The sequence below is a fragment of the Kribbella sp. NPDC004138 genome (assembly GCF_053603655.1).
The window spans coordinates 140,043-164,569 of the sequence record NZ_JBSGFZ010000022.1 but is presented as its reverse complement, the minus strand read 5'-3'; the positions used below and the strand labels follow the sequence as shown (position 1 = coordinate 164,569).

The following is a 24,527-nucleotide window of genomic DNA, read 5'->3' as shown; positions in this document are numbered from 1 at the left end:
CGTCACCGGCTCACTGTAGTGGCAGACCCCGCTCACGCAGCTGGGTTCGCAGGTCGGCGGCGCCGGTGAAGACCTCGGCGTCGAGCCCGACCGCCCGCGCGCCGTCGACGTTGTACGCCATGTCGTCGGTGTAGAACGTGCGCGCCGGGTCCAGCCCGAAGCGCTCGATGAGGATCCGGTAGATCTTCTCGTCCGGCTTCACGGTCTGCTCGACACCCGACACGACCTCGCCGTCGAAGTGGGTGAGGATCGGGAACGCCTCCTTCGCGACCTCCCACTTCTCACCGGAGAAGTTCGTCAGCGCGTACGTCGGGATGCCGGCGGCCTGCAGCTCCGCGAGCACCGCGGCGGTGTCCTCGAACACGCCCCTGACCATCTTCAGCCACCCCGTGTCGTACGCCTCGATCCACTCGGCGTGCTCCGGGTGCAGGCTGGTCAGCTCGGCGACCGCCTCCGCCCACGGACGACCCTCGTCCTGCTGGTGGTTCCAGGCCGGCGTGGCCACCTTGGTCAGGAAGTGCGTGCGCTGCTCCTCGTCCGGGATGAGGTCGGCGTACAGGTACGTCGGACTCCAGTCCAGCAGCACCCCACCGATGTCGAACACCACCACGTCGATCGTCCGGTCGCTCATAACCGCAACCCTACGAGGCCACCTCGGCGTTCGACGCGGCGCGGGCGTGCAGAGCGGGAGCCAGTGCGTACTGGCCGAGGAAGATCGTGACACCGAGGACCGCGCAGCCGAGCCAGGTGACGGTCGGGCCGAGGTGCTCGAGCGCGTTCGTCCCGGCGAGCGGGCCGATCACCGTCCCGACGCCGAACGCCATACCGGACAGACCCATGTAGCGGCCGCGCAGGTCGATCGGGGCGAGGTCGGCGAACACCGCGCCGATGACCGCGGCGAACCCGATCTCCCCCAGCGTCCACACCACGACCGACAGCGCGTAACCCCACCAGCTGTGCACGACCGCACCCACGCCGAACCCGAGTCCGACGACGAGCATCGAGGCGGCCAGCAGCTTCGGGCGGTCGAGCTTGACCATCCACCGGCCGAGGAAGGGCTGGACGAGCACGATCACCACGCCGTTCAGCCCGATCACCAGGCCGTAGACACGCGACGACAGCCCGTCGCCCGCCATCGCGAGCGGAAGAGTCGAGTAGCCCTGCATGTAGATCGTCGCGTAGCCGATCTGGATCAGGATCATCAGCAGGAACACCGTGTCGCGCGCGACCACCGGCAGCAGCGCCCGGCTCGCCGCCCCGGCCACGGGCGCCGGGCGGCTCTCCGGCACCATCGTCCAGATCACCAGCCCTGCGATCACCGACGTGGCGGCGTTCACCCAGAACAGCAAGCCGTACCCGAAGGAGGCCAGGACGCCCGCGGCGACCGTCGAGACCGAGAAGCCGAGGTTGATGGCCCAGAACAGCAGACCGTAGGCGCGGACGCGCTCGGTCGGCTGCAGCAGGTCCGCGACGGTCGCCTGGACCGCCGGGCGGAACAGGTCACCGAGCAGGCCGACCAGGAACGCGGTCGCCCAGATCAGCGCCATCGACCGGGCCGAGCCGAGCAGGACCAGCGCGGCGCCGGTCCCGAAGAAGCAGATCAGCATCGTCAGCCGGCGACCGATGCGATCGGTGAGGAAACCGCCGACGAGCTGCGCGGCGACCGATCCCAGGCCGACGGCAGCGGCGACAGCGCCCGCCGTGCCCGCGGAGAGGTGCCGGTCCTGGGTCAGGTAGAGGACGAGGAAGGGTTGCACGAAGCTGCCGAGCCGGTTGACCAGCTGGCACACCCACAACGCCCAGAAGGCCCGCGGCAGCGCGGTGGACGTGGGGTTGCCGACGGCTGTTGCACTCATGGGGCAACTGTCCGCGAACGGCCCGGATCTTGTCGACGATTAGGCTCACGGCTAATCTTGGCCGGTGATCACGATCAGGCTGAACGCCGGCGACATCGGGCGGATCCGGTTCGCACTGTCGCCGGTCTGGGAGGCCGTCACGAGCGTGCGGGCGTTGAGCAACAACACGGCGCGGAGCGTGCACGGCCCGTGGCTGCAGAAGGTTCGGCCGACCATCGAGGGCGACGACCTGACGTTGCTCAGGGCCCTCATCCCGTCGGCCGGCTACATCCCGGACTTCCTCACGCCGGCTCCGCCGCGCCGGTCGACGAGCCTGGAGTCCGGTCTCGCCACGATCGCCGCGACACCGCACGCGCTGGCGACGGCCGAGCTGACCCGGTTGTACCGGGCCACTCCGCATCCGATGCTGCCGGACCTGATCGCCCGTCCGGCCGCGGCGCTCGACCTGATCACCTCGGCGCTGGAGACGTACTGGCGGCGCGCGATCGAGCCCGACTGGCGGCGGATGCGCTCGCTGCTGCAGGAGGACCTCGCGTTCCGGCTGGACGAGCTGGCCGCCGGCGGCATCGAGCGGCTGTTCCGCAACCTGCACCCGTCGATCAAGTTCAGCGGCGACCGGATCGACATCGACCGGCCGTACTGCTGCGACGGCGAGCCGATGGCCGGTCAGGGCGTCCTGCTGGTGCCGTGCGTGTTCACCTGGCCGGCCGGGCTGGCGGTCACCGGCGCGCCGCACGTCCCGACCATCACGTACCCGCCGCGCGGCCTCGGCCGGCTGTGGGAGGACCGCCAGGAGACCACCGACTCGCCGCTCGCCGACCTGGTCGGCCGCACCCGGGCCGCGATCGTCAGCCACCTCGACCTGCCGATGTCGACCACCCATCTGGCCAACCAGCTGGGCGTCTCCGCCCCCACGCTCAGCGTTCATCTGAGCATCCTTCGCAACGCCGGCGTCGTGACGTCCCGCCGCGACGGCCGGGCCGTGCTCTACCACCGCACCGCGCTCGGCCATCAACTCCTCGCCGCCTCCACGACCCTCGCCACGACCGCCTGATCCTTGACAAGCGCCGCGGCGATCCGCGAGATTGGCTGACGGCGCCGACCGGTCGCCGAGCTGTGGGACATCCGCCCCAGTCGGGGTTCCATTCGCGAAGGGGAGTCAGCCCTCTCGGTCGTCGATGCCAGCAGGCCATCTCTCAACACCACGTCACTGGGGGACGAAGGTGTCGACGGAGAGGCTTGTCATGACGAAGGACGGCAATTTCAAGAAGGTTGTACGGCGACACGCCCAGGAGACCGGGCAGCGCTACACCGAGGCACTGACCGATCTCGAGGGTCTCGACGACCGCATCTACCACGAGCCGGACGCGGACCGGCTGCTCGCCCACCTGCGGAAGCGGTACGGGATCGACGCGGTCTCGGCGACCAAGCTCAGCGTGCACAAGACGTACGTCTTCCGCATCGACCGCAACGACGGCGCCCCGTGGATCGCGCGGGCGTTCCCGCCGGCGCGGCCGCGGGCCCACGTCGAGGGCGATGCCGCGGTCCTGCGCTTTCTCGAGCAGCACGACTATCCCGCGGAACGTCTCGCCGTCGACGATGCGGTGTCCGACTTCGACGGCAGCTCGGTGCTCGTCACCGAGTTCATCGACCACACCCCGCTTCCGCCGGGCGAGGGATTCGCGATCATGGGCGACCTGCTCGGACGGCTGCACGCGCTGCCGTTCGACGAATCGGTCAGCCGGCCCGGCGGGGCGAGCGGTGAGGACCCGCGCCGGACGGGCACGCCGCGGCAGGATCTCCTGGCGGGCTTGGCCTTTCTCGATGCGGTGGACACGAAGGTCGGGGCGGCCGATCGGGAGCGCTTCGAGCAGCTCCTCGAGCAGGTGCGCACGGCGGACGACGGCGACGGCCTGCCCGAGGGCCTGCTGCACGGCAACCTCCTGCATGCTCCCGACCACGCCGTGATCGGCCCGGACGGGCCGGTGGCCATCAACTGGAAGGCGTCCGGCCGCGGGGCGCGGATCGCCGACCTCGCGTTCCTGTTGTGGGGCACCGGGGACTGGGCTCCCCGACGCACCAACGAAGGGCACGTCGAAGCGGTCGTCAGCGCCTACCGCAAGCATGTCGAGCTGACCGACGAGGAACTCGACCGGCTCGAGGGCGTGATGTACATCAGGCCGCTCTACCTGGTGTGCTTCGGCTACCACCGCGACCTCACCAACGGCGTGCCGTTCGACGAGTGGTGGTTCATCGAGCCACCGGAGTACATCGCCTCCACCGCGGCCGCGACCAGAGCCGCGTTCCGCAGGTAGGGCGTCAGCCGAAGCCGGGCGGGTCGACCTGGACTCTGACCGCGCCCGGGCTCTTCTTCGTGGCTCGGGTCGACTGGGCTTCCTTCAACGCGCGGACGAGAGCCGTGCCGTGGGCTCGCGGGGTGCGGACCACGGCACGGACCGTCTCGTCGTCGACGTCCACGGGGCCGAGGACCTCGAGGCCGGAGGACGGCGGGATCAGGTCGCGGAGGCGGGTGACGAGGTCGTTCACCGACTCCGACGGGCCGGTGAGCTCGGCGAGTTTGGCGGCGGGGGCCAGGCGCGCCGTACGGCGTTCCTCGATCTCGCGGGCGGCGTACCCCTCGGGGCTCCAGCGGACGATCGCCTGCAGCGGCAAGGCCGACGGGTCGCCGACCAGGATGACGGGGCTGCCCGCGCGCACCAGGGCGGCCGCGTTGAACCAGCGACGGACAGCCTCTTCAGGGGCGCGCAGGTCGGGGCGGGCGAGCATCAGCCAGGTGTCGAGGAGCAGCGCCGCGCTGTATCCGCCCTCGGCGACCGGTTCGGCTCCCGGCGTGGTGACGACCAGGGCCGGCGCGTCCGGTACGACGTCGAGCATGTTGTCCCCGCCCGACGTCCGCACGACGACACCGGGGAACGCGCGGCCCAGCTCCTCCGCCGTACGGCGGGCGCCGATCACCGCCGCACGCATCCGGGTGTCGCCGCACTCCGGGCACCGGTGATCGACGGCCGGCCGGCCGCACACACTGCAGCTGGCCGGTCCGGATCCGCCGGTACGACGCAACGTGCCGCCGCACGTGGAGCACCGCGACGGCGCCCGGCACGTCTGGCACACCAGACTCGGCAGATACCCCGCACGCGGCACCTGCACCAGCACCGGCCCGGTCCGCAGCCCTTCACGGGCGATCTCGAACGCGCGGTGCGGCAACCGGGCAGCACGCGCCGCGGGGTCGCGCGCCAGGTCGATGTCCGACTCCCCCGCGATGTGCACCGACGGCGCGGCGGCCCGAATCGTCTTCCGGTCCGCGATCAGCTCGTGCGCGAACCCGGACTCGATCAGCGCCGCCGCCTCGGCGGAGCGCGCGAACCCGCCGAGCAACGCCGCACACTGCTGCCGGAACGCCCGCAGCAGCAGCACCTCCCGGGCGTGCGGGTACGGCGCGCGCGGCTCGGCGTACGACTCGTCGCCGTCGTCCCACATCGCCACCAGCCCGAGATCCGCGACCGGCGCGAACGCCGCCGCCCGGGTCCCGATCACCACCCGCGCACAGCCGTGCAGCGCGGACAGGAACGCGCGATAGCGAGCCGTCGGCCCCAGGTCCGCGGACAGCGTGACGAAGCCGGACTCCCCCAGCACCTCGGCGCACGCGGCAGCGAGCCGCTCGAGGTCCCGCGCGTCCGGCGCGAGCAGCAGCGCACCCCGCCCCGACGCCGCACACACCGCGGCGGCCTGCGCGAACGCCAGCGCCCAGTCGGCCCCCGGTACGGCGGTCCACACCGCCCGCGGCGACTCCGAACGCTCGATCGCATCGAGGAACCCCGGCGGGTACAGCGACCACTCGGAGCGGGACGTCGACACCGGCGGGCGCGCCGGCTGATCGCAGCGCAGCGGCTCCCCCTCGACCTTCGCGTGCCGCGGCGGGACCGCCAGCCGGGTGACGTCCGCGAGCACCCCGGCGTACCGGTCGGCGACCGCCCGGCACAGGTCCGCGATCTCCGGTGTCAGCACCTGCTCGGGTGACACGACCTTCCGCAGCCGGACCAGCTTGCCGTCGTGGTCGGACTCGTCGAGCCGCTCCAGGACGAACCCGTCGAGGTCCTTGCCCGCGAACCGCACCTTGACCCGGGCGCCGGGCTGCGCCGCCGCGGCCATGTCGTCGGGCACCAAATAGTCGAACGGCCGGTCCAGGTGCGGGAGCGAGACGTCGACCGCGATCCGGGCCACCGGCAACGACGTGGTGATCTCGGCCGGTTCCTTGGTGCGTGACTTGCGGACGGTGTCGCGCAGCAGCGTCAGCTGCTCCGGCGAATCTCCGTCCGAGGCCACGTTCGATGTCACTGAGGAATGCTAGAGCAGCGGGCCGACAGTGCGGTTGTGCACTGCCGACCCGCTGTGGACAACTACTTGCCGACCGCGGCCTTCAGGGCCTCGACGCGGTCGGTGCGCTCCCAGGTGAAGCCCTCGCCGGTGCGGCCGAAGTGGCCGTTCCGCGCGGTCTGGGCGTACACCGGCCGGAGCAGCTCGAGGTCGCGGATGATCGCGGCCGGCCGCAGGTCGAAGACCTCGCGGACCGCGTCGGCGATCTTCTCGACCGGGACCTTCTCGGTGCCGAACGTGTCGACGTAGAAGCCGACCGGCGCGGCCTTGCCGATCGCGTACGCGACCTGGCACTCGACCCGGTCCGCGAGACCGGCCGCGACGATGTTCTTCGCCACCCAGCGCATCGCGTACGCTGCCGAGCGGTCCACCTTGGACGGGTCCTTGCCGGAGAACGCGCCGCCGCCGTGCCGCGCCATCCCGCCGTAGGTGTCGATGATGATCTTCCGCCCGGTCAGCCCGGCGTCGCCCATCGGGCCGCCGATCTCGAACCGGCCGGTCGGGTTCACCAGCAGCTTGTAGTCGCTCGCGTCGATGTCGAACTGCTCGAGCACCGGGTCGACGACGTGCTTCTTGATGTCCGGCGTCAGCATCGACTCCAGGTTGATGTCCGCCGCGTGCTGGCTGGACACCACCACGGTGTCGATCCGGACCGCCTTGTCACCGTCGTACTCGACCGTGACCTGGGTCTTGCCGTCCGGCCGCAGGTACGCCAGGGTGCCGTTCTTGCGGACCTCGGCGAGCCGCTCGGACAAGCGGTGCGCGATGGTGATCGGCAGCGGCATCAGCTCCGGCGTCTCGTTCGACGCGTAGCCGAACATCAGACCCTGATCACCCGCGCCCTGCAGGTCCAGGGCGTCCTGGGACGCGTCCGAGCGCGTCTCGTACGCCGTGTCGACACCCTGCGCGATGTCCGGGGACTGGCTCCCGATGGCGACCTGCACCCCACAGGACGCGCCGTCGAAACCCTTCAGGGACGAGTCGTAGCCGATCTCCAGGATGCGCGAACGCACGATCCCCGGGATGTCGACGTACGCCGTCGTGGTGACCTCTCCCGCGACGACGACCAGACCCGTGGTGATCAGGGTCTCGACCGCGACCCGGCTCTTCGGGTCCTCGGCCAGCAACGCGTCGAGAATGGAGTCGCTGATCTGGTCAGCGATCTTGTCCGGGTGACCTTCGGTCACGGACTCGGACGTGAAAAGGCGCCTCGCCACAGTTCTCCCTCGGATTCCTCTTGTGCCGCCCGGTTGCGCGTTGGCACGACCGCGCGATCCCCCCATGCACCGGCGGTTGGCGATGCATCTTGGGAAGTATGCCAGCAGTTTCCACCCGCGTCCCGGTGACGCTCCGAATTCATCCAGGATACGAGATCCGTGATCATATTCTGGACGATCGACGCCGTTTCAGGCGTGCGCGCCGACCGTCACGTCGCCCAGTGTGAGCGACGCCGTACCACCAAGGATCGCAGCCACGCGGTCCACCTCCGCGTCCAGCAGGGCGCGGCGGCGCCGGTTCAGCGGGGCGAGCGCCTCGACGGTGACCTGCACCCTGCGGCCGGACTTCTTCTGGTGCCAGACGCCGGCCACGATGCCGTCGACGAGCAGCAGCGGGTAGTTGCCGGCCTGGCCGCGGGCGGTCGCGCGGGCGAACGCCTTGCCCGGGAAGAGCAGTTCGCGCGGGAAGCTGCCGACGCCGTACGCGTCGAAGTACGGCAGCAGCCGGACGCCCTCGGCGCGGTCGTCGGGGAACTCGTCGTCACCGGGAGCCACCCAGGCGGCCTGACCGTCGAGCTCGACCTGCGGAAGGCCCTCGAAGTACGGCTTGACTCGCGTCGGAGCGACGCTGAGCCAACGGGCGAACTGCTGCGGGGTCGCGGGGCCGTAGGAGTAGAGGTACCGCCGCAGGAGCTCGGTCAGGGCCTGCTCGGCGGGCATCGGCTCGAACGGCCGGAGGCGATGCGGGTTCGCGTACGTCACCAGGCGGCCGCGCATCGGCCCGTGGCAGAGGACGCCGGCGTGCGCTGCCACGTACACCGCCTGCCGCCAGCGGGCCCAGGCGCCCTGGAACGCCGGGATCGTCGGCTCGCGGGCCCACTCACCGGTCCGCCGGACGACCTCCTCGGTCAGCTCGTCGACGGTCAGGTCGTCGTGCGCCAGGGCCGCGCCGATGGCGACGACCACCTGATCGATCTCGTCCGGCGTCATCCGGATCGGCTCCGGCTGCGAACCGTTCGCCGGCAGCGCACCCAGCGCCCCGGTCCACATCGCCAGGTCCTCCAGCGGCAACAGATGCACCGTCCCCCGCGGCCCGAACGTCTTCACCAGCCCTTCGTCCCGCTGCACCGACACCCGGTCCGCCCCGTCCACCCGCAAAGCCACGGAAGTCTCCCCCGCCGCCGCGATCTGCGCATGCGCCCCACACATCGCCCGCACAGCCTCCACCGCCGTACCGACCGACACCGTCAACCCATGCCGCCGCATCCGCCGCGCGACGACGGCTTCCCAGGAGATCACCATGGCCACCACGCTAGAACGGGAAGCGGACAGCTTCTGTCCTCTTATAGCGGAAGACCTGCCGCGAGCCGCCCTCCGGCCCGTCCGGCGCAGGCTCGGCAGGCACGAAGCCGAGGCGTTCGTAGAACACGCGCGCTCCGCCGGCCACCGCTCCCGGATGGTCAGCGCCGAAGGTCACCACGTCGACGAGCTCGCCCTCGGCGAGCCCTTGGCCCGCCGTGAGCCGCTCGATCGCTGCGGCCATCAGCCGCCGGCCGACGCCGAGGCCCCGGGCCCGCTCGGAGATCACCAGCCAGTGCACGGCGTACCGCGGCGACGAGCCGCCGAACAACACCGCTCCTGCCGGCTGACCCTCGTCAGTCGCCACGAGCGCACGCTCGTCGGCGATGTGACTATCGAGTGCGCGGAGGAAGCCTGGTTCGGCGACCATCGGGCCGAACCAGTGCTCGACCTCGCCGGCCAGTCCGAGGATTGCCGGCCTGTCGGCCTCGACCGCCGGTCTCACCTGCGGCACGGAATTACTGCCAGTGGGTGGCGACGAGGTTCCAGATGACGCCGGCGAGGGCGTCCTTGCTGCCGGAGGGGACTGGGAGGGCGTTGCCGGCGCGGTCGAGGATGACGGCCTCGTTGACGTCGCTGCCGAAGACTTTGCCGCCGGAGACGTCGTTGACGACCAGGAGGTCGCAGCCCTTGCGTTCGAGCTTGGCGCGGCCGAGCTCGAGGACCGAGTGGTCCGCGTCGCCGGTCTCCGCGGCGAACCCGACGATCACCTGACCGGTGCGGGCCCGGTCGTGCGAGATCGTCTGCAGGATGTCCGGGTTCTGCACCAGGCTGACCGCGGGCACCGAGCCGTCGGCGGTCTTCTTGATCTTGTGCTCGGCGACGTCGGCCGGGCGGAAGTCGGCCGGGGCGGCGGCCATCACGATCGCGTCCGCGTCCCCGGCGCGCCCGGTGATCTCGTCGTACAGGTCGCGGGTGCTGGTGACCGGGACGACCTGGACGCCGGCCGGGTCGGGCAGCTCGGAGTTCGCCGCGACCAGGGTGACCTTGGCGCCGCGGGCGGCGGCGATCCGGGCCAGCGCGTAGCCCTGCTTGCCGGACGAGGAATTGCCGAGATACCGGACCGGGTCGAGGTGTTCACGGGTCCCGCCGGCGCTGATCAGCACCTGCTTGCCGGTCAGGTCGGCCACCGACTGGCCCGCCGCGCGGGCGGCCTCGTCGGCGAGCATCAACTGGCTGATCGCGAAGATCTCCGACGGCTCCGGCAGCCGGCCGCGGCCGGTGTCGGCGCCGGTCAGCCGCCCGACCGCCGGGTCGAGGACCGTGATCCCGCGCGAACGCAGGGTCGCGACGTTCGCCTGGGTGGCCGGGTGCTCCCACATCTCGGTGTGCATCGCGGCCGCGAACAGGATCGGGCAGCGCGCGGTGAGCAGCGTGTTCGTGAGCAGGTCGTCGGCCAGCCCGTGGGCGGCCTTGGCGATCAGGTTCGCGGTCGCGGGCGCCACCACCACGAGCTCGGCGGCCTTGCCGATCCGGACGTGCGGAACCTCCTGCACGTCGTCGAACGGATCGGCGGTCACCGGCTGCCCGGACAGCGCCGCCCAGGTCGCCTCGCCGACGAACTCCAGCGCGGCCGCGGTCGGCACCACGCGCACGCTGTGCCCGGACTCGGTCAGCCTCCGGAGCAGGTCGCAGACCTTGTACGCCGCGATGCCGCCGCCGACTCCGAGCACCACGTTGGGCTTCATACGGGGTGAGTTACTCGGACTTCTCCGCGGCGGCGGCTTCCGCCTCGGCCTCGGGGTCGATGTCGGTGCAGGTCAGCACACCGTCGTTGATCTCGCGCATCGCGATCGACAGCGGCTTCTCCTGGACGTGCGTCTCGACCAGCGGCCCGACGTACTCCAGCAGGCCCTCGCCGAGCTGCGAGTAGTAGGCGTTGATCTGCCGCGCCCGCTTGGCCGAGTACAGCACGAGCTTGTACTTGGAGTCGGTGTGGGTGAGCAGGTCGTCGATCGGCGGGGAGGTGATGCCGATGGCGACGGGCTGGTTGCCAGACAAGTTCAGCTCTTTCCAGAGATGGAGGGTGATCGAATCAACTTTACCAACTGATCGGCGGCCTCCCGAACCGAGGCGTTGACGATCGTCACGTCGAACTCCTTCTCGGCGGCCAGCTCGACGGTCGCGGTCTCCAGCCGGCGCTCCCGCTCCTCCGGCGTCTCGGTGCCGCGGAACAGCAGCCGGCGGACCAGCTCGTCCCAGGTCGGCGGCGCGAGGAACACGAACTGCGCCTCCGGCATCGTCTCGCGGACCTGGCGCGCACCCTGCAGGTCGATCTCCAGCAGGGCCGGGCGGCCGGCCGCGAGCTTGTCGAGCACCGGCTGCTTCGGGGTGCCGTAGCGGGCGGCCTTGTGCACCACGGCCCACTCCAGCAGCTCGCCGTCGGCGATCATCCGGTCGAACTCGGCGTCCGACACGAACAGGTAGTGCACGCCGTGCACCTCGCCCGGCCGGGGCTTGCGGGTGGTCGCGGAGACCGAGATCCAGATGTCCGGGAACCGTTCGCGGATGTCGGCCGCGACGGTGCCCTTCCCGACCGCGGTCGGTCCGGCCAGCACGGTCAGCCGTGCCGGGTCGGGAGCCGCCGCCGGCTCGTTCGAACTGTGTCCCGCGTGCGTGGTCATCGTCACACCAGTGTCCAACGAGCCGGTCGAGGTTTTGGTCTGGCTCACCCTGAAATCACTCGGCAATCACTCGGCGAATTCGCGCTCGAGCGCGGCGATCTGGTTCGATCCGAGGCCGCGCACCCGCCGCGTCTCCGAGATCCCGGCGCGCTCCATGATCTGCTGGGCGCGGACCTTGCCGACGCCGGGGATGCACTGCAGCAGCTGGCTGACCCGCATCTTGCCGATCACGTCGTTCGTCTGCCCCTCGTGGAGCACCTCCGTCGGAGACGCTCCCGAGTGCCGGATCCGGTTCTTGATCTCGGCTCGTTCACGCCGCGCCGCCGCGGCCTTGTCCAGAGCCGCCGCACGCTGCTCCGGGGTCAAAGAAGGAAGTGGCACCGTTTCACCTGTCCCGTTGTATGGCTTCGCAAGGGAACCTAACACGGGTTCAGCCCGCGGTCTGGCCGTGGTGGAACAGAGTCGCCGGACAACGCGCGAATTAGAACGATCAGTTGATCAGTTCAGTGCCGGGAGGTCGACCTTGCAGCTGTCCTTCGCCTGGCTGGAGATGTTCTTGTACGCCGTCATGACGCCGCCGGTCTGCTTGCTGAGCTCGGCCAGCTTGGCCGCGTCCGTGCCGGCCTTCTGCGCCTTCTCGGCGAACGTGACGACGACGCCCCAGTCGTCCTTCACGTCCTGCGGCGCGGACTCCTGGAGCTTCTTCGCATCGTCCAGGATCTTCACGTAGTCGACCGGCTTCTGCGGATCGACGTCGACCGCCTTGGCGGCGTACTTGGCGAGATCGACGCAGTACGCCTGCTCGTCGGTGCAGGCGGTCAGCACACCGGCACCGGCGGCCACGGTCGCGAGGATGGCGAGAGAACGCTTCATCAGGCTTACGCTACCGGGAGTGACCAAATCATCCGAAACGAATACGTTCCGGGCTGGTGGGACGGAACGGGCAGAGCCGTCCCACCAGGTCACGTCGGCCTCGGGTCAGGACCGCGTCAGTTGCCGGCGCCCGGCAGGTCGATCTTGCAGGTGTCCTTCGCCTGCTTGGTGATCGCGTCCATGGCGGGCTTGATCTTGTCGCCGTCGGCCTTCGCCAGCTCCACGAGCTTGTTCGTGTCGCCCTTGGCGTCCTGCGCCTTCTCGGCGTAGTCGATGACGGTCTTCCAGTCGTCCTGCAGGTCCTTCGGCGCCGACTTCGACACCTTCTTCGCCTGGTCCAGCATCTTGCCGACGGCGTCGGAGTCCTTGATGTCCAGGTCCTTCGACGAGTCGACGTACCCCTTCAGGTCCGCGCAGTAGTCGCCACCCGAGCAGGCCGTCAGGGCGCCAACACTCATCGTCACAACGGCCGCGAGGGCTGCCAGCTTCCGCATCGTGTTCCTTCACTGTGTCGCGCGGGAAGTCCGTGGCTCCCCGTCCGCCGACACCTTTCCGAACGCCGGGGTCAACGCGAGCTCCGGCACGCCGTGAAGAACGTCGCACCCGGCGACTGGAACCGGGTTGTGATGTGGCGCGTCGCCGTCCTTCGAGTGGACTTCAGGTCTGGCGACGGTGATCGCGACCGCGTTCGCCGACACGATCACCAGGATCGCCGCCCAGTCGAGGATCGCGAGCCGCTGCCCCAGAACCACCAGCCCCACCAGGGCCGCGAGCACCGGGTTCACGCTCATGAAGACGCCGAAGAACTGGGCCGGCACGCGTCGGAGCGTCAGCAGGTCGACGAGGAACGGCACGGCCGAAGAGAGCAGACCGGCCACCAGCGCGTACGACACCGCGGCCGGCGTCGGCGGGTGATGCAGCAGGACGACCACGCCGACCGGGACGTACGCGAGACCCGACAGCGCGGCCGCCGCGGCCGAACCTGTTGCGCCCGGCAACTCCCGGCCGACTTTGCGGTTGAGCAGGATGTAGAACGCCCAACACGTTGCCGCGAGCAAGCCCAGGCCGACGCCGAGGTAGTCCGTCGTCGCTTGCGGGCGGGTCAGCAGGACGACTGCGGGGGCGGCGACCAGCGCGCACACCAGATCCACCATGCGCCGAGAGCCCAGCAACGCAACGGCGAGCGGTCCGAGGAACTCGAGCGTGACTGCGAGGCCCAGTCCAACCCGGTCGATGGCGGTGTACAGCGACAGGTTCATCACCGCGAAGACCATCGCCAGACCGACCACCGGGCGCCATTGGCGGCGGGTGATCGACCGGAGCCGCGGGCGGCCGACCGCGAGCAGCGCGATCGCCGCGACCCACTGCCGGATCGCCACCACGCCCGCAGGGCCGATCACCGGGAACGCCAGCGCCGCCACCGACGCACCCACCTGCGTCGACAGCCCGCTGCCGAGCATCATCACCACACCGGTCAACCGTTCGCGCCTCACGATCACCGAGCTTGCGGTGAACGCCGCCAATCGCAAAATGCCTGCGACCGCCGATCTATACGCTGGAGTCATGGATATCCGGCAGCTGCGGTGCCTGGTCGAGATCGTCGACTCGGGCACGTTCACCGACGCCGCCATCGAGCTGGGGATCTCGCAGGCGGCGGTGTCGCGCAATCTGCTGGCCCTGGAGCGTGAGCTCGGCGTCCGCCTGCTGCACCGGACCAGCCGTTCGCTGACCCCGACCGCGGCCGGTGTCCGGGTGCTGGCCCGGGCGCGGCACATCCTCGCCGAGCTCGACGAGCTGGTGAGTGAGGCGACGAGCGGCCATACGCGGCTGCGGGTCGGTCATGCGTGGTCGGCGTTCGGCAGCCGGACCCGCGAGTTCCAGCGCCGCTGGGCAGCCGAGCACCCCGGCGTCGAACTGCAGCTGATCCGCACCAACACCGCGACCGGCGGTCTCGCCGAGGGGCTGTGCGATCTCGCGGTGGTCCGCAGCCACCTCGAGCTCGGCCGCTTCGCGCACGTCCTGCTCACCCGGGAACCCCGGTACTGCGCCCTGCCCGCCGACGACCCGCTGGCGCGCAAGCGGTCGCTGACGCTCGACCAGCTCCAGGACCACACCATCGTCATCGACCGCCGGACCGGAAGCACCACGGCCGACCTGTGGCCGGACGACGCGCGGCCGAAGATCGAGCTCACCCAGGACGTGGACGACTGGCTCGCCGCGATCTCGTCGGGGCGCCGCGCCGGGCTCACGCCGCAGGCGACCACGACGCAGTACCGCCGCGACGGCGTCGTCTACCGGCCGGTGCGGGACGCGCCGCCGGTCGACGTCCACCTGATCTGGCATCGCGAGGACCCACACCCGGCGACCCAGGCCGCCGTCGACCTGCTGACCGCGCTCTACCGCGAGTCGAGCAGCCCGAGAAGCTGACGGCGGTCGTTCACGTTCGTTCTGCAGCTCGACAGGAGGTGTCGGCGCTTTCGGGCCGGTCGTGTGCCTGGACGAGCGTGGCCGTTGGCTGCTGGTCCGGGTACCTCCTGTCGAGCTGCAGATCGTCAGTAGCCGAGGACGGTTCGGTAGGCGTCGTTCGTGCGGGCGGCGGCGTCCTGGAGGGCGGTGGCGCCGGGGCCGGCGCCGAGGATCTCGCGGGAGCTGGACGGTACGACGTTGCGCACCGCCGGACCGAACACCTTCGCCAGGCCCTCGGCCGTGCCGCCCTGGGCGCCGAGGCCGGGGGCGAGCAGCGGGCCGTTGATGTCCAGGTTCTCCTCGGTCGAGCTGATGGTCGCCCCAACAACCGCGCCGAAGGAGCCCAGGCCCTCGACGCCGGCGTTCAGCTGGCGCAGCCCGTCGAGCACCGCACCGGCGACCGTCGGCCCGTCCGCGGTCCGGGCGGACTGGAACTGCGGGCCCTCCGGGTTCGAGGTCAGGGCGAGCACGAACAATCCCGCCCCCGCCTCCCGCGCCTCGTCGATCGCCGGCTGCAGCGAGCCGAACCCGAGGTACGGGCTGACCGTCAGCGCGTCACAGGCCAGCGGGCCCTTCTCGGCCAGGTACGCCGCCGCGTAGCCCGCCATCGTCGTACCGATGTCACCGCGCTTGGCGTCGATGATCACCAGTGCCCCGGCCTCGCGGAGCCGAATCGTCGCCTGCTCGAGGACGGCGACCCCGGCCGACCCGAAACGCTCGAAGAACGCCGACTGCGGCTTGAACACCGCGACCCGGTCGGCGAGCGCGTCGACGACGCCGTACGTGAAGGACGCGAGCCCTTCCGCGGTGTCGGGCAGGCCCCAGGCGTCCAGGAGGTGCTGGTGCGGGTCGATGCCGACGCACAGCGGGCCGCGGGCGTCCATGGCGGCGCGCAGCCGGGCGCCGAACGGCTTGTTAGGCATGTCGCTCCCCAAGGGTTGGTTGCTCATGGCAAGCTCCTGTTGATCCGGCGGATCAGGCCGGGGCCTTTGTAGATGAGTCCGGAGTAGACCTGGACGAGGCTCGCGCCGGCGTCGAAGAGGCGGATCGCGTCCGACGGTTCGACGATCCCGCCGACACCGATGACGGGCAGCGCTCCCCCGGTCTGGCTGTGGATGTGGGCCACCACCTTGGCCGACGTCTCCGCGAGCGGACGGCCCGACAGACCGCCTGCCTCACCGGCGAGCGGGTGGGTCTCGACGCCGGGGCGGCCGATGGTGGTGTTGGTGGCGATGATGCCGGCGACGCCCGTGTCGGTGCAGACCTGGAGCAGCTCGTCGATCGCCGAGGTGGTCAGGTCCGGCGCGATCTTCACCAGGATCGGCTTCGGCTCGAGGCCAGCGACGGTCAGCTCCGCGGCCTCGGTGTGCAGCGCCGTCAGCAGTTCGCGGAGGTGGCCGGCGTCCTGCAGCGAGCGCAGGCCGGGGGTGTTCGGCGACGACACGTTGACCGCGAAGTAGTCGCCGTACCGATAGAGGCGGCGCAGGGAGGTCACGTAGTCCTCGACCGCCTCTTCCAGCGGCGTCACCTTCGACTTCCCGATCGAGATGCCCAGCGGGTAGCCCAGGTCGCCGTACGCCGCCAGCCGCGCGGCCAGTGCCTCGCTGCCGAGGTTGTTGAAGCCCATGCGATTGATGACGGCTTCGTGCTCGACGAGGCGGAACAGCCGCGGTTTCTCGTTGCCGGGCTGCGGGTGCGCCGTGACCGTGCCGACCTCCACGAAGCCGAAGCCGATGGCCGGCCACGCGCGCAGTGCGATCCCGTTCTTGTCCATCCCCGCAGCGAGCCCCACCGGTGAGGGGAAGCGGACGCCGAAGACCGTGCGCGGCGCGGGCGCGCCGTACAGCCGGGCCCCGGCGCGGGGAGCGCCGGGGATGCGGCCGAGCAGGCGGAGGGCGGCGAGCGTCTGCTCGTGCGCGACCTCCGCGTCGCCCTTGCCCAGCCGGTACAGGACCGGCCGGACAAGGCGCTCGTACATCGACCGGTCAGACACCGCGGATCCTCGGGACCCAGTCCTGCAGGGACCGGACGCCGATGTCGCCGGCGCGCTGCGCCTCGATGCCCTGGACCGCGGCCGCGAGGCCCTGGACCGTCGTGATGCACGGGATGTTGCGGGCGACGGCCGCGCTGCGGATCTCGTAGCCGTCCAGGCGCGGCGAGCCGCCCTGGGTGATCCCGATCGGCGTGTTGACGATCAGGTTCAGCTCGCCGTCCTGGACCATCTGGACGATCGTCGGCTCACCGTTCGGGCCCGGGCCCTGGCTGCTCTTGCGGACCGTCACCGCCTCGACCCCGTTGCGGCGCAGGACGTCGGCCGTCCCCTCGGTCGCGTAGATCTGGAAGCCGAGATCGGCCAGCCGCTTGACCGGGAAGATCATGTGCCGCTTGTCCCGGTTCGCGACCGAGACGAACACCTTGCCGGCACCGGGCAGCGGCTGCGAGGCCGCCGCCTGCGACTTCGCGAACGCCGTACCGAAGGTGTCGTCGACGCCCATCACCTCGCCGGTCGACTTCATCTCCGGTCCGAGCACCGTGTCGACCGACGAACCGTCGATGGTCCGGAACCGGTTGAACGGCATCACGGCCTCCTTGACCGCGATCGGCGTGGTCGGCGGCAGCGTGCCGCCGTCACCGGTCGCGGGCAGCAGGCCCTCGGCGCGCAGCTCGGCGATCGTGGCGCCGAGCATCACCCGGGCGGCCGCCTTCGCCATCGGCGTCGCGGTCGCCTTCGACACGAACGGCACCGTCCGGGACGCCCGCGGGTTCGCCTCCAGCACGTACAGGACGTCGCCGGCGAGCGCGTACTGCACGTTCAGCAGGCCGCGGACGCCGACACCGCGGGCGATCGCCTCGGTGGACTTCCGGATGTTCTCGATGTCGGCGTTCCCGAGCGTGATCGGCGGCAGCGCGCACGACGAGTCGCCGGAGTGCACCCCGGCCTCCTCGATGTGCTCCATCACGCCGCCGAGGAACAGCTCGTCGCCGTCGAACAGCCCGTCGACGTCGATCTCCACCGCGTCGTCCAGGAACCGGTCGATCAGCACCGGGTGCTCGAAGGCCCCGTCGCCGCCGAGCCGCTCCAGCGCGGCGGTCAGCTCGGCCGAGCTGTAGACGATCTCCATGCCGCGACCGCCGAGCACGTACGACGGCCGGACGAGGACCGGGAACCCGATCTCCGCGGCGACCTGGTGCGCCTCCTCGGCCGACAGCGCCGTGCCGTGCTTCGGCGCCGGCAGCTTCGCGTCCGCGAGCACCTTGCCGAACGCGCCCCGCTCCTCGGCCAGGTGGATCGCCTCCGGCGACGTCCCGACGATCGGTACGCCGGCGTCCGCGAGCCGCTGCGCCAGCCCGAGCGGCGTCTGGCCGCCGAGCTGCACGATCACGCCCGCGACCGGTCCGGCCTGCAGCTCGGCGTACACGATCTCGAGCACGTCCTCGCAGGTGAGCGGCTCGAAGTACAGCCGGTCGGAGGTGTCGTAGTCGGTCGAGACCGTCTCCGGGTTGCAGTTCACCATCACCGTGCAGTACCCGGCCTCCCGCAGCGCCATCGACGCGTGCACGCAGGAGTAGTCGAACTCGATCCCCTGCCCGATCCGGTTCGGCCCGGAGCCCAGGATCAGGACGGCGGGCGTGTCGCGCGGCGCGACCTCGGTCTCCTCGTCGTACGACGAGTAGTGGTACGGCGTCTCGGCCTTGAACTCGGCCGCACAGGTGTCGACCGTCTTGTAGACCGGCCGGATCCCGAGCGCCTGCCGGACACCGCGGACGACGTCCTCGGTCAGCCCGCGGATCTCGGCCAGCTGCAGGTCGGAGAACCCGTGCCGCTTGGCCAGCTTGATCACGTCGGGCGTCAGCCGCGGCGCGGCCGCGACCTGCAGCGCGGTCTCGTGGATCAGGTACAGCTGGTCCACGAACCAGGGATCGATGCGCGTCGACTCGAAGATCTGCTCCGGCGTCGCCCCCGCCCGGATCGCGTCCATGACGATCCGGAGCCGGCCGTCCTGCGGCGTCTTGATGGCCTCGAGCAACGGCTCCAGCTCGGACGCGGGCTGCCCGGCCCAGGAGAACCGGGCCTCCGGCTTCTCCAGCGAGCGCAGCGCCTTCTGCAGCGCCTCGGTGTAGTTCCGGCCGATCGCCATCGCCTCGCCGACGCTCTTCATGTGCGTGGTCAGCGTCGCGTCCGCGGCCGGGAACTTCTCGAACGCGAACCGCGGCACCTTCACCACCACGTAGTCCAGCGTCGGCTCGAAGCTGGCCGGCGTCTGCCGGGTGATGTCGTTCGGGATCTCGTCCAGCGTGTAGCCGATCGCGACCTTCGCGGCGATCTTCGCGATCGGGAACCCGGTCGCCTTCGAGGCCAGCGCGGACGAGCGGGACACCCGCGGGTTCATCTCGATCACGATCAGCCGGCCGTCGGCCGGGTTCACCGCGAACTGGATGTTGCAGCCGCCGGTGTCGACCCCGACCTCGCGGATGATGCCGATGGCCAGGTCCCGCATCACCTGGTACTCGCGGTCGGTCAGCGTCATCGCCGGCGCGACCGTGACCGAGTCGCCGGTGTGCACGCCCATCGGGTCGACGTTCTCGATCGAGCAGATGATCACGACATTGTCGGCCTTGTCGCGCATCACCTCCAGCTCGTACTCCTTCCAGCCGAGGATCGACTCCTCGATCAGGACCTCGGTCGTCGGCGACGCGTGCAGCCCGGCGCCGGCGATCCGCCGCAGGTCCGCCTCGTCGTAGGCCATCCCGGAGCCGACGCCGCCCATCGTGAACGACGGCCGGACGACCAGCGGGTACCCGAGCTCGCCGGCCGCACCCATCACGTCGTCGAGGGTGTGGCAGATCCGCGACCGCGCGACCTCGGCGCCGAGCTTCTCGACGATCTGCTTGAACGACTCCCGGTTCTCACCGCGCTGGATCGCGTCGACGGACGCGCCGATCAGCTCGACGCCGTACTTGTCCAGGACGCCGTTGTCGTGCAGGGCGATCGCCGCGTTCAGCGCGGTCTGGCCGCCGAGGGTGGCGAGCAGCGCGTTCGGGCGCTCCTTCTCGATCACCTTCTCGACGTACTCCGGGGTGATCGGCTCGACGTAGGTGGCGTCGGCGAACTCCGGGTCGGTCATGATCGTGGCCGGGTTGGAGTTCACCAGGACGACCCGGAACCCCTCCTCCTTGAGCACCCGGCAGGCCTGGGTCCCGGAGTAGTCGAACTCGCAGGCCTGGCCGATCACGATCGGCCCGGATCCGATCACCAGGACCGAATCGATGTCTGTACGGCGCGGCATCAGTTCCGCCCTTCCAAATGCTCCGAACGAGCAGTCATCAGTTCGACGAAGCGGTCGAACAGGTACGCCGAGTCGTGCGGGCCGGCCGCCGCCTCGGGGTGGTACTGGACCGAGAAGGCGAGCACGCGGCCGTCCTTGCCGGTGAGCTTCAGCCCTTCGACGACGTTGTCGTTGAGCGAGACGTGGCTGACCTCGGCCGTCCCGTACGGCGTCTGCACCACGGAGTCGATCGGCGCGTCGACCGCGAACCCGTGGTTCTGCGCGGTGATCTCGACCTTGCCGGTGGCCCGGTCGAGCACCGGCTGGTTGATGCCGCGGTGCCCGTACTTCAGCTTGAACGTGCCGAGCCCGAGCGCGCGCCCGAACACCTGGTTGCCGAAGCAGATCCCGAAGTACGGCTTGTTCTGCTCGAGCAGCTGCTTGAGCAGCGTGGTCGGGTGCTCGGTGGTCTCCGGGTCACCCGGGCCGTTGCTCATGAAGATGCCGTCCGGGTTCACCGCGAGGACCTCGTCGAGGGTCGCGGTGGCCGGCAGCACGTGCACCTCGATGCCGCGCTCGGACATCCGCTTCGGCGTCATCGACTTGATCCCCAGGTCGAGCGCGACCACCGTGAAGCGCTTCTCGCCCTCGGCGGGTACGACGTACGGCTCGAAGGTCGTCACCTCCGACGCGAGGTCCGCGCCGACCATCGGCGGCTGCTCGAGCACCTTGGCCAGCAGCTCGGCCGGGTCCAGGACCTCGGTGGAGATCCCGGCGCGCATCGCGCCGCGCTCCCGCAGGTGGCGGGTCAGCGCGCGGGTGTCGATGCCGGAGATCCCGACGATCCCCTGGCCCTTCAGCTGGTCGTCGAGCGAGCGCGTGGCGCGCCAGTTCGACGGGACCCGGGCCGGGTCGCGCACGACGTACCCGGCGACCCAGATCTTCTGCGACTCGTCGTCCTCGTCGTTGATCCCGGTGTTGCCGATGTGCGGCGCCGTCTGGGTGACGATCTGCCGGTGGTACGACGGGTCGGTCAGTGTCTCCTGGTACCCGGTCATCCCGGTGGTGAACACCGCCTCGCCGAAGGTGGATCCGGTCGCTCCGTACGACGTGCCGGCGAACGACCGGCCGTCTTCCAGGACCAGCAGTGCTGGCTGGCTCATGATGCTCCGATCAAGGTCGAGATGGATGCGGTCAGGGCGGCGGTGTCGGCCTTACGGCGCGGACGGAACCCGGTGTCGAGCTCACGTCCGTCGTGGGTCCAGGTGACCACGACCAGGCCGGACTTCTCCGCGGTCACCTTGCCGGCGATGCCACGGTCGGTCCGGACCCCGGTCAGCCGGTCCGCGGGGATGAAGACATCCGCCGCGCCCTGCCGGTGGAAGATCAGGCCGGCCTCACTGACGGCCAGGTCCGCGGTCGCGCGGACGCCCAGTTCGTGCACGGCGATCCGGTCCATCCAGTCGCCGGCGGTCGTCGTGGCGACATACACGCCTTCGACGCCGCGCAGGTTGTCCTCCGGCGCCGCGGGCAGCGGCGCCAGGTCGGCCTGCCGGTCCTGCCGGTTGCGCCAGCCCCGGTACATCCCGAAGTAGCCCGCAGCCAGCACCACCAGCGTGCCGAGAATGCCTAAGAAGGCCTTCACTTGGTTAGCTCACCGTCCAGGACGGTCGGCGTACCGCGCAGGAAGGTCGCGACGACCTTGCCCGGCAGCGTCATGCCCTCGAACGGCGTGTTCCGCGACAGCGAGACCGACTCCTCCGGTACGACGGTCCGCTCGATCCGCGGGTCGTACAGCACGATGTTCGCGGGCGCACCGGCGACGAGCGGCTGCCCGTGGTCAGCCGCCTGACCGATCGCGGCCGGCGCGTAGCTCATCCGGTCGGCGACGTCGGCCCAGGTCAGCAGCTTGGTGTCGATCATCGCGTGCTGGACCACGGACAGCGCGGTCTCCAGGCCGGTCATCCCGAACGCGGCCGCGCTCCACTCGCAGTCCTTGTCCTCGACCGGGTGCGGCGCGTGGTCGGTGGCGACGATGTCGATCGTGCCGTCGGCCAGGCCCTCGCGGACGGCCTCGACGTCCTCCTTGGTGCGCAGCGGCGGGTTCACCTTGTACACCGGGTTGTAGGAGGCGGCCAGGTCCTCGGTCAGCAGCAGGTGGTGCGGCGTGACCTCGGCGGTCACCTCGAGGCCGCGGCGCTTGGCGGCCCGGACGATCTCCACCGAACCCTTGGTGGACAGGTGGCAGATGTGCAGCTTCGACCCGACGTGCGCGTTCAGCAGGATGTCGCGGGCGATGATCGCCTCCTCGGCGACACTCGGCCAGCCGGTCAGGCCGAGGACACCGGACAGCGCGCCCTCGTTCATCTGCGCGCCCTGGGTGAGCCGCGGCTCCTGCGCGTGCTGAGCGATCACGCCGTCGAACGCCTTCACGTACTCCAGTGCGCGGCGCATCAGCGCGGCGTCCCAGACGCAGTCGCCGTCGTCGGAGAACACCCGGACCCGGGCCGCGGAGTCCGCCATCGCGCCGAGCTCCGCGAGCTGCGTGCCCTTGCGGCCGACGGTGACCGCGCCGATCGGGTACACGTCGGCGTACCCGGCGTCGCGGCCGAGGCGCCAGACCTGCTCGACGACGCCGGCGGTGTCGGCGACCGGGTCGGTGTTGGCCATCGCGAACACCGCGGTGAAGCCGCCCTGCGCGGCCGCCCGGGTACCGGTGAACACCGTCTCGGCGTCCTCCCGGCCGGGTTCGCGCAGGTGCGTGTGCAGGTCGACCAGCCCGGGCAGCGCGACCAGGCCCGCGGCGTCGATCGTGGTGACGTCCGCCGGCGCGTCCAGGCCGGTGCCGGTGGCAACGATCTCGCCGTTGTCGATCAGCAGGTCCGCCACCTCACCGCCAACGATGCTCGCGCCGGTGATCAGGTAAGCGGTCATGCCGTGGGCTCCTCGGTGGTCTCGTTGGTTCCGGACAGCAGCAGGTACAGGACGGCCATCCGGATCGCGACGCCGTTGGTGACCTGCTCGACGATCACCGAGCGGGTCGAGTCGGCGACCTCGGCGCTGATCTCCATGCCGCGGTTCATCGGGCCGGGGTGCAGCACGATCGCCTCGTCGGGCAGCTGCGCCATCCGGTTCCTGTCCAGGCCGTAGCGCCGGGTGTACTCCCGGGCGCTCGGGAAGAACGCGTCGTTCATCCGCTCCCGCTGCACCCGCAGCATCATCACCGCGTCGCTCTTCGGCAGCACCGAGTCGAAGTCGTACGACGTGACGCACGGCCAGGTGCTCATGTCGACCGGCAGCAGCGTCGGCGGGGCGACCACGGTGACGTCGGCGCCGAGCGTCGAGAGCAGCAGCACGTTCGACCGGGCGACCCGGGAGTGCAGGACGTCGCCGACGATCGTGATCCGGCGGCCGTCCAGCGCGCCGAGGTGGCGGCGCATCGTGAACGCGTCGAGCAGCGCCTGGGTCGGGTGCTCGTGGGTGCCGTCGCCGGCGTTCACCACCGATCCGGTCATCCAGCCCGACGTCGCCAGCAGGTGCGGCGCCCCGGACGAGCCGTGCCGGCAGACAACCCCGTCCGCGCCCATCGCCTGCAGCGTCAGCGCGGTGTCCTTGAGGCTCTCGCCCTTGCTCAGGCTCGAACCCTTCGCGGAGAAGTTGATGACGTCCGCGGACAGCCGCTTGGCGGCCGCCTCGAACGAGATCCGGGTCCGGGTGGAGTCCTCGAAGAACAGGTTCACCACGGTCCGCCCGCGCAGGGCGGGCAGCTTCTTGATCGGCCGGTCGGCGAGCGAGCGCATCTCCTCGGCCGTGTCGAGGATCAGCTGCGCCTCGTCGCGGCTCAGATCGCCCGCGCTCAGCAGATGCTTCATGCCTGTGCCCCCTTGTCCGCGATCAGGACCGCGTCCTCGCCGTCGAACTCGTCGAGATGAACGGTGACCCGCTCGACCAGCGAGGTCGGCAGGTTCTTGCCGACGTAGTCGGCGCGGATCGGCAGCTCGCGGTGGCCGCGGTCGACCAGGACAGCGAGCTGGACGGCGCGCGGGCGGCCGAGGTCGCCGAGCGCGTCGAGGGCCGCGCGGATGGTGCGGCCGGAGAACAGCACGTCGTCGACGAGCACCACGACCTTGCCGTCGATCCCGTCCGCCGGGATGTCGGTGTGCTCCAGGCCGCGCGGCGGTTTGAGGCCGATGTCGTCGCGGTACATCGTCACATCGAGTGACCCTGTCGGTACGCTCTGCCCCTCGACGGCCTGGATCCTGGCCGAGACGCGCTGCGCCAGCGGGACGCCGCGGCGCGGGATGCCGAGCAGGACGACCGGGTCGGCGCCGCGGTTCCGCTCGAGGATTTCATGGGCGATCCGGGTCAGTGCCCGGGAAATGTCGGAAGCGTCCAGGACCTCGCGACCGCTGCGTTTCGGCGGCTGCTCGGCCTGGTGCTGCTCTGCACTCTGGGCAGGGCTCATCGCTA

General features: G+C 70.7%; 24 protein-coding genes. 3 read left to right on the top strand and 21 right to left on the bottom strand.

The genetic code is table 11. The features are described 5' to 3' along the window. Nucleotides 1-10 precede the first annotated feature (10 nt). Both ACWEOO_RS29120 and ACWEOO_RS29115 read right to left on the bottom strand, forming a co-directional pair. Complete coding sequence (locus ACWEOO_RS29120; RefSeq protein ID WP_452145733.1) at nt 11-631, bottom strand: HAD family hydrolase; 621 nt, start codon at nt 629-631, stop codon at nt 11-13. Between the two features lie 10 nt (nt 632-641). Next, a complete protein-coding gene (locus ACWEOO_RS29115) occupies nt 642-1,856 on the bottom strand; it encodes an MDR family MFS transporter (RefSeq protein ID WP_452145732.1) in 1,215 nt (404 codons plus the stop codon). A gap of 64 nt (nt 1,857-1,920) precedes the next feature. On the opposite strand from ACWEOO_RS29115, the gene ACWEOO_RS29110 reads away from it, so the two are divergent. Further along, nucleotides 1,921-2,910 (top strand): ArsR/SmtB family transcription factor, encoded by a 990-nt coding sequence (locus tag ACWEOO_RS29110; protein ID WP_452145731.1) that lies wholly within the window; start codon nt 1,921-1,923, stop codon nt 2,908-2,910. Nucleotides 2,911-3,100: 190 nt separating this feature from the next. Further along, entirely contained in the window at nt 3,101-4,171 is a 1,071-nt protein-coding gene (locus tag ACWEOO_RS29105) for a phosphotransferase enzyme family protein (RefSeq protein ID WP_452145730.1), read from the top strand. Nucleotides 4,172-4,175: 4 nt separating this feature from the next. Here the strand turns inward: ACWEOO_RS29105 and ACWEOO_RS29100 are convergent, their stop codons facing one another. The 11 genes from ACWEOO_RS29100 to ACWEOO_RS29050 form a co-directional block, all read right to left on the bottom strand. Next, nucleotides 4,176-6,212 (bottom strand): primosomal protein N', encoded by a 2,037-nt coding sequence (locus ACWEOO_RS29100; protein ID WP_452145729.1) that lies wholly within the window; start codon nt 6,210-6,212, stop codon nt 4,176-4,178. 62 nt (nt 6,213-6,274) lie between these two features. Then, entirely contained in the window at nt 6,275-7,468 is a 1,194-nt protein-coding gene (gene metK / locus ACWEOO_RS29095) for a methionine adenosyltransferase (RefSeq protein WP_359923616.1), read from the bottom strand. Between the two features lie 189 nt (nt 7,469-7,657). Then, nucleotides 7,658-8,770, bottom strand: a complete 1,113-nt coding sequence (locus ACWEOO_RS29090; RefSeq protein WP_452145728.1) for a winged helix DNA-binding domain-containing protein — start codon at nt 8,768-8,770, stop codon at nt 7,658-7,660. 10 nt (nt 8,771-8,780) lie between these two features. After that, a complete protein-coding gene (locus tag ACWEOO_RS29085) occupies nt 8,781-9,272 on the bottom strand; it encodes a GNAT family N-acetyltransferase (protein ID WP_452145727.1) in 492 nt (163 codons plus the stop codon). Between the two features lie 13 nt (nt 9,273-9,285). Beyond that, nucleotides 9,286-10,515 carry a bifunctional phosphopantothenoylcysteine decarboxylase/phosphopantothenate--cysteine ligase CoaBC gene (coaBC, locus tag ACWEOO_RS29080; RefSeq protein WP_359923611.1) on the bottom strand — a complete coding sequence of 410 codons (1,230 nt, stop codon included), beginning with the start codon at nt 10,513-10,515 and terminating at the stop codon, nt 9,286-9,288. A 10-nt stretch (nt 10,516-10,525) separates the two neighbouring features. Then, nucleotides 10,526-10,828 carry a DNA-directed RNA polymerase subunit omega gene (rpoZ, locus tag ACWEOO_RS29075; RefSeq protein ID WP_355478349.1) on the bottom strand — a complete coding sequence of 101 codons (303 nt, stop codon included), beginning with the start codon at nt 10,826-10,828 and terminating at the stop codon, nt 10,526-10,528. Between the two features lie 2 nt (nt 10,829-10,830). Continuing rightward, nucleotides 10,831-11,451, bottom strand: coding sequence for a guanylate kinase (gene gmk / locus ACWEOO_RS29070; RefSeq protein WP_359923608.1), 621 nt, complete (start codon nt 11,449-11,451; stop codon nt 10,831-10,833). Between the two features lie 66 nt (nt 11,452-11,517). Further along, nucleotides 11,518-11,832: an integration host factor, actinobacterial type gene (mihF, locus tag ACWEOO_RS29065; protein WP_132145957.1), complete on the bottom strand. Its 315-nt coding sequence runs from the start codon at nt 11,830-11,832 to the stop codon at nt 11,518-11,520. Nucleotides 11,833-11,949: 117 nt separating this feature from the next. Beyond that, the gene (locus tag ACWEOO_RS29060) at nt 11,950-12,324 is read right to left on the bottom strand and encodes a hypothetical protein (protein ID WP_363708974.1); all 375 of its coding nucleotides are present in this window, start codon (nt 12,322-12,324) and stop codon (nt 11,950-11,952) included. A gap of 116 nt (nt 12,325-12,440) precedes the next feature. Continuing rightward, nucleotides 12,441-12,818: a hypothetical protein gene (locus tag ACWEOO_RS29055; RefSeq protein ID WP_359923602.1), complete on the bottom strand. Its 378-nt coding sequence runs from the start codon at nt 12,816-12,818 to the stop codon at nt 12,441-12,443. Between the two features lie 9 nt (nt 12,819-12,827). Further along, on the bottom strand, nt 12,828-13,817 hold the full coding sequence (locus ACWEOO_RS29050) for an EamA family transporter (protein WP_363708976.1): 990 nt from the start codon (nt 13,815-13,817) through the stop codon (nt 12,828-12,830). A 70-nt stretch (nt 13,818-13,887) separates the two neighbouring features. Here ACWEOO_RS29050 and ACWEOO_RS29045 point away from each other — a divergent pair, with 70 nt between their 5' ends. Further along, the gene (locus ACWEOO_RS29045) at nt 13,888-14,751 is read left to right on the top strand and encodes a LysR family transcriptional regulator (protein ID WP_452145726.1); all 864 of its coding nucleotides are present in this window, start codon (nt 13,888-13,890) and stop codon (nt 14,749-14,751) included. 125 nt (nt 14,752-14,876) lie between these two features. On the opposite strand, the gene pyrF is transcribed toward ACWEOO_RS29045, so the two are convergent. Genes pyrF through pyrR form a run of 8 tightly spaced genes read right to left on the bottom strand, consistent with a single transcriptional unit; the run spans nt 14,877 to nt 24,522 of the window. Further along, nucleotides 14,877-15,713 carry an orotidine-5'-phosphate decarboxylase gene (pyrF, locus tag ACWEOO_RS29040; protein WP_452145725.1) on the bottom strand — a complete coding sequence of 279 codons (837 nt, stop codon included), beginning with the start codon at nt 15,711-15,713 and terminating at the stop codon, nt 14,877-14,879. 23 nt (nt 15,714-15,736) lie between these two features. After that, the gene (locus ACWEOO_RS29035; RefSeq protein ID WP_452145724.1) at nt 15,737-16,783 is read right to left on the bottom strand and encodes a quinone-dependent dihydroorotate dehydrogenase; all 1,047 of its coding nucleotides are present in this window, start codon (nt 16,781-16,783) and stop codon (nt 15,737-15,739) included. Further along, nucleotides 16,776-20,078: a carbamoyl-phosphate synthase large subunit gene (gene carB / locus ACWEOO_RS29030; RefSeq protein ID WP_452145723.1), complete on the bottom strand. Its 3,303-nt coding sequence runs from the start codon at nt 20,076-20,078 to the stop codon at nt 16,776-16,778. The genes ACWEOO_RS29035 and carB overlap by 8 nt, the downstream gene beginning before the upstream one ends. Next, entirely contained in the window at nt 20,078-21,220 is a 1,143-nt protein-coding gene (gene carA, locus ACWEOO_RS29025; protein ID WP_452145722.1) for a glutamine-hydrolyzing carbamoyl-phosphate synthase small subunit, read from the bottom strand. The genes carB and carA overlap by 1 nt, the downstream gene beginning before the upstream one ends. After that, a complete protein-coding gene (locus ACWEOO_RS29020) occupies nt 21,217-21,702 on the bottom strand; it encodes a PH-like domain-containing protein (RefSeq protein WP_452145721.1) in 486 nt (161 codons plus the stop codon). Before ACWEOO_RS29020 ends, carA begins: the two co-directional genes overlap by 4 nt. Beyond that, entirely contained in the window at nt 21,699-22,991 is a 1,293-nt protein-coding gene (locus tag ACWEOO_RS29015; RefSeq protein WP_452145720.1) for a dihydroorotase, read from the bottom strand. Before ACWEOO_RS29015 ends, ACWEOO_RS29020 begins: the two co-directional genes overlap by 4 nt. Next, entirely contained in the window at nt 22,988-23,929 is a 942-nt protein-coding gene (locus tag ACWEOO_RS29010; RefSeq protein ID WP_363708992.1) for an aspartate carbamoyltransferase catalytic subunit, read from the bottom strand. The genes ACWEOO_RS29015 and ACWEOO_RS29010 overlap by 4 nt, the downstream gene beginning before the upstream one ends. Then, entirely contained in the window at nt 23,926-24,522 is a 597-nt protein-coding gene (gene pyrR / locus ACWEOO_RS29005; RefSeq protein ID WP_359923575.1) for a bifunctional pyr operon transcriptional regulator/uracil phosphoribosyltransferase PyrR, read from the bottom strand. The genes ACWEOO_RS29010 and pyrR overlap by 4 nt, the downstream gene beginning before the upstream one ends. Between the last annotated feature and the right edge of the window lie 5 nt (nt 24,523-24,527).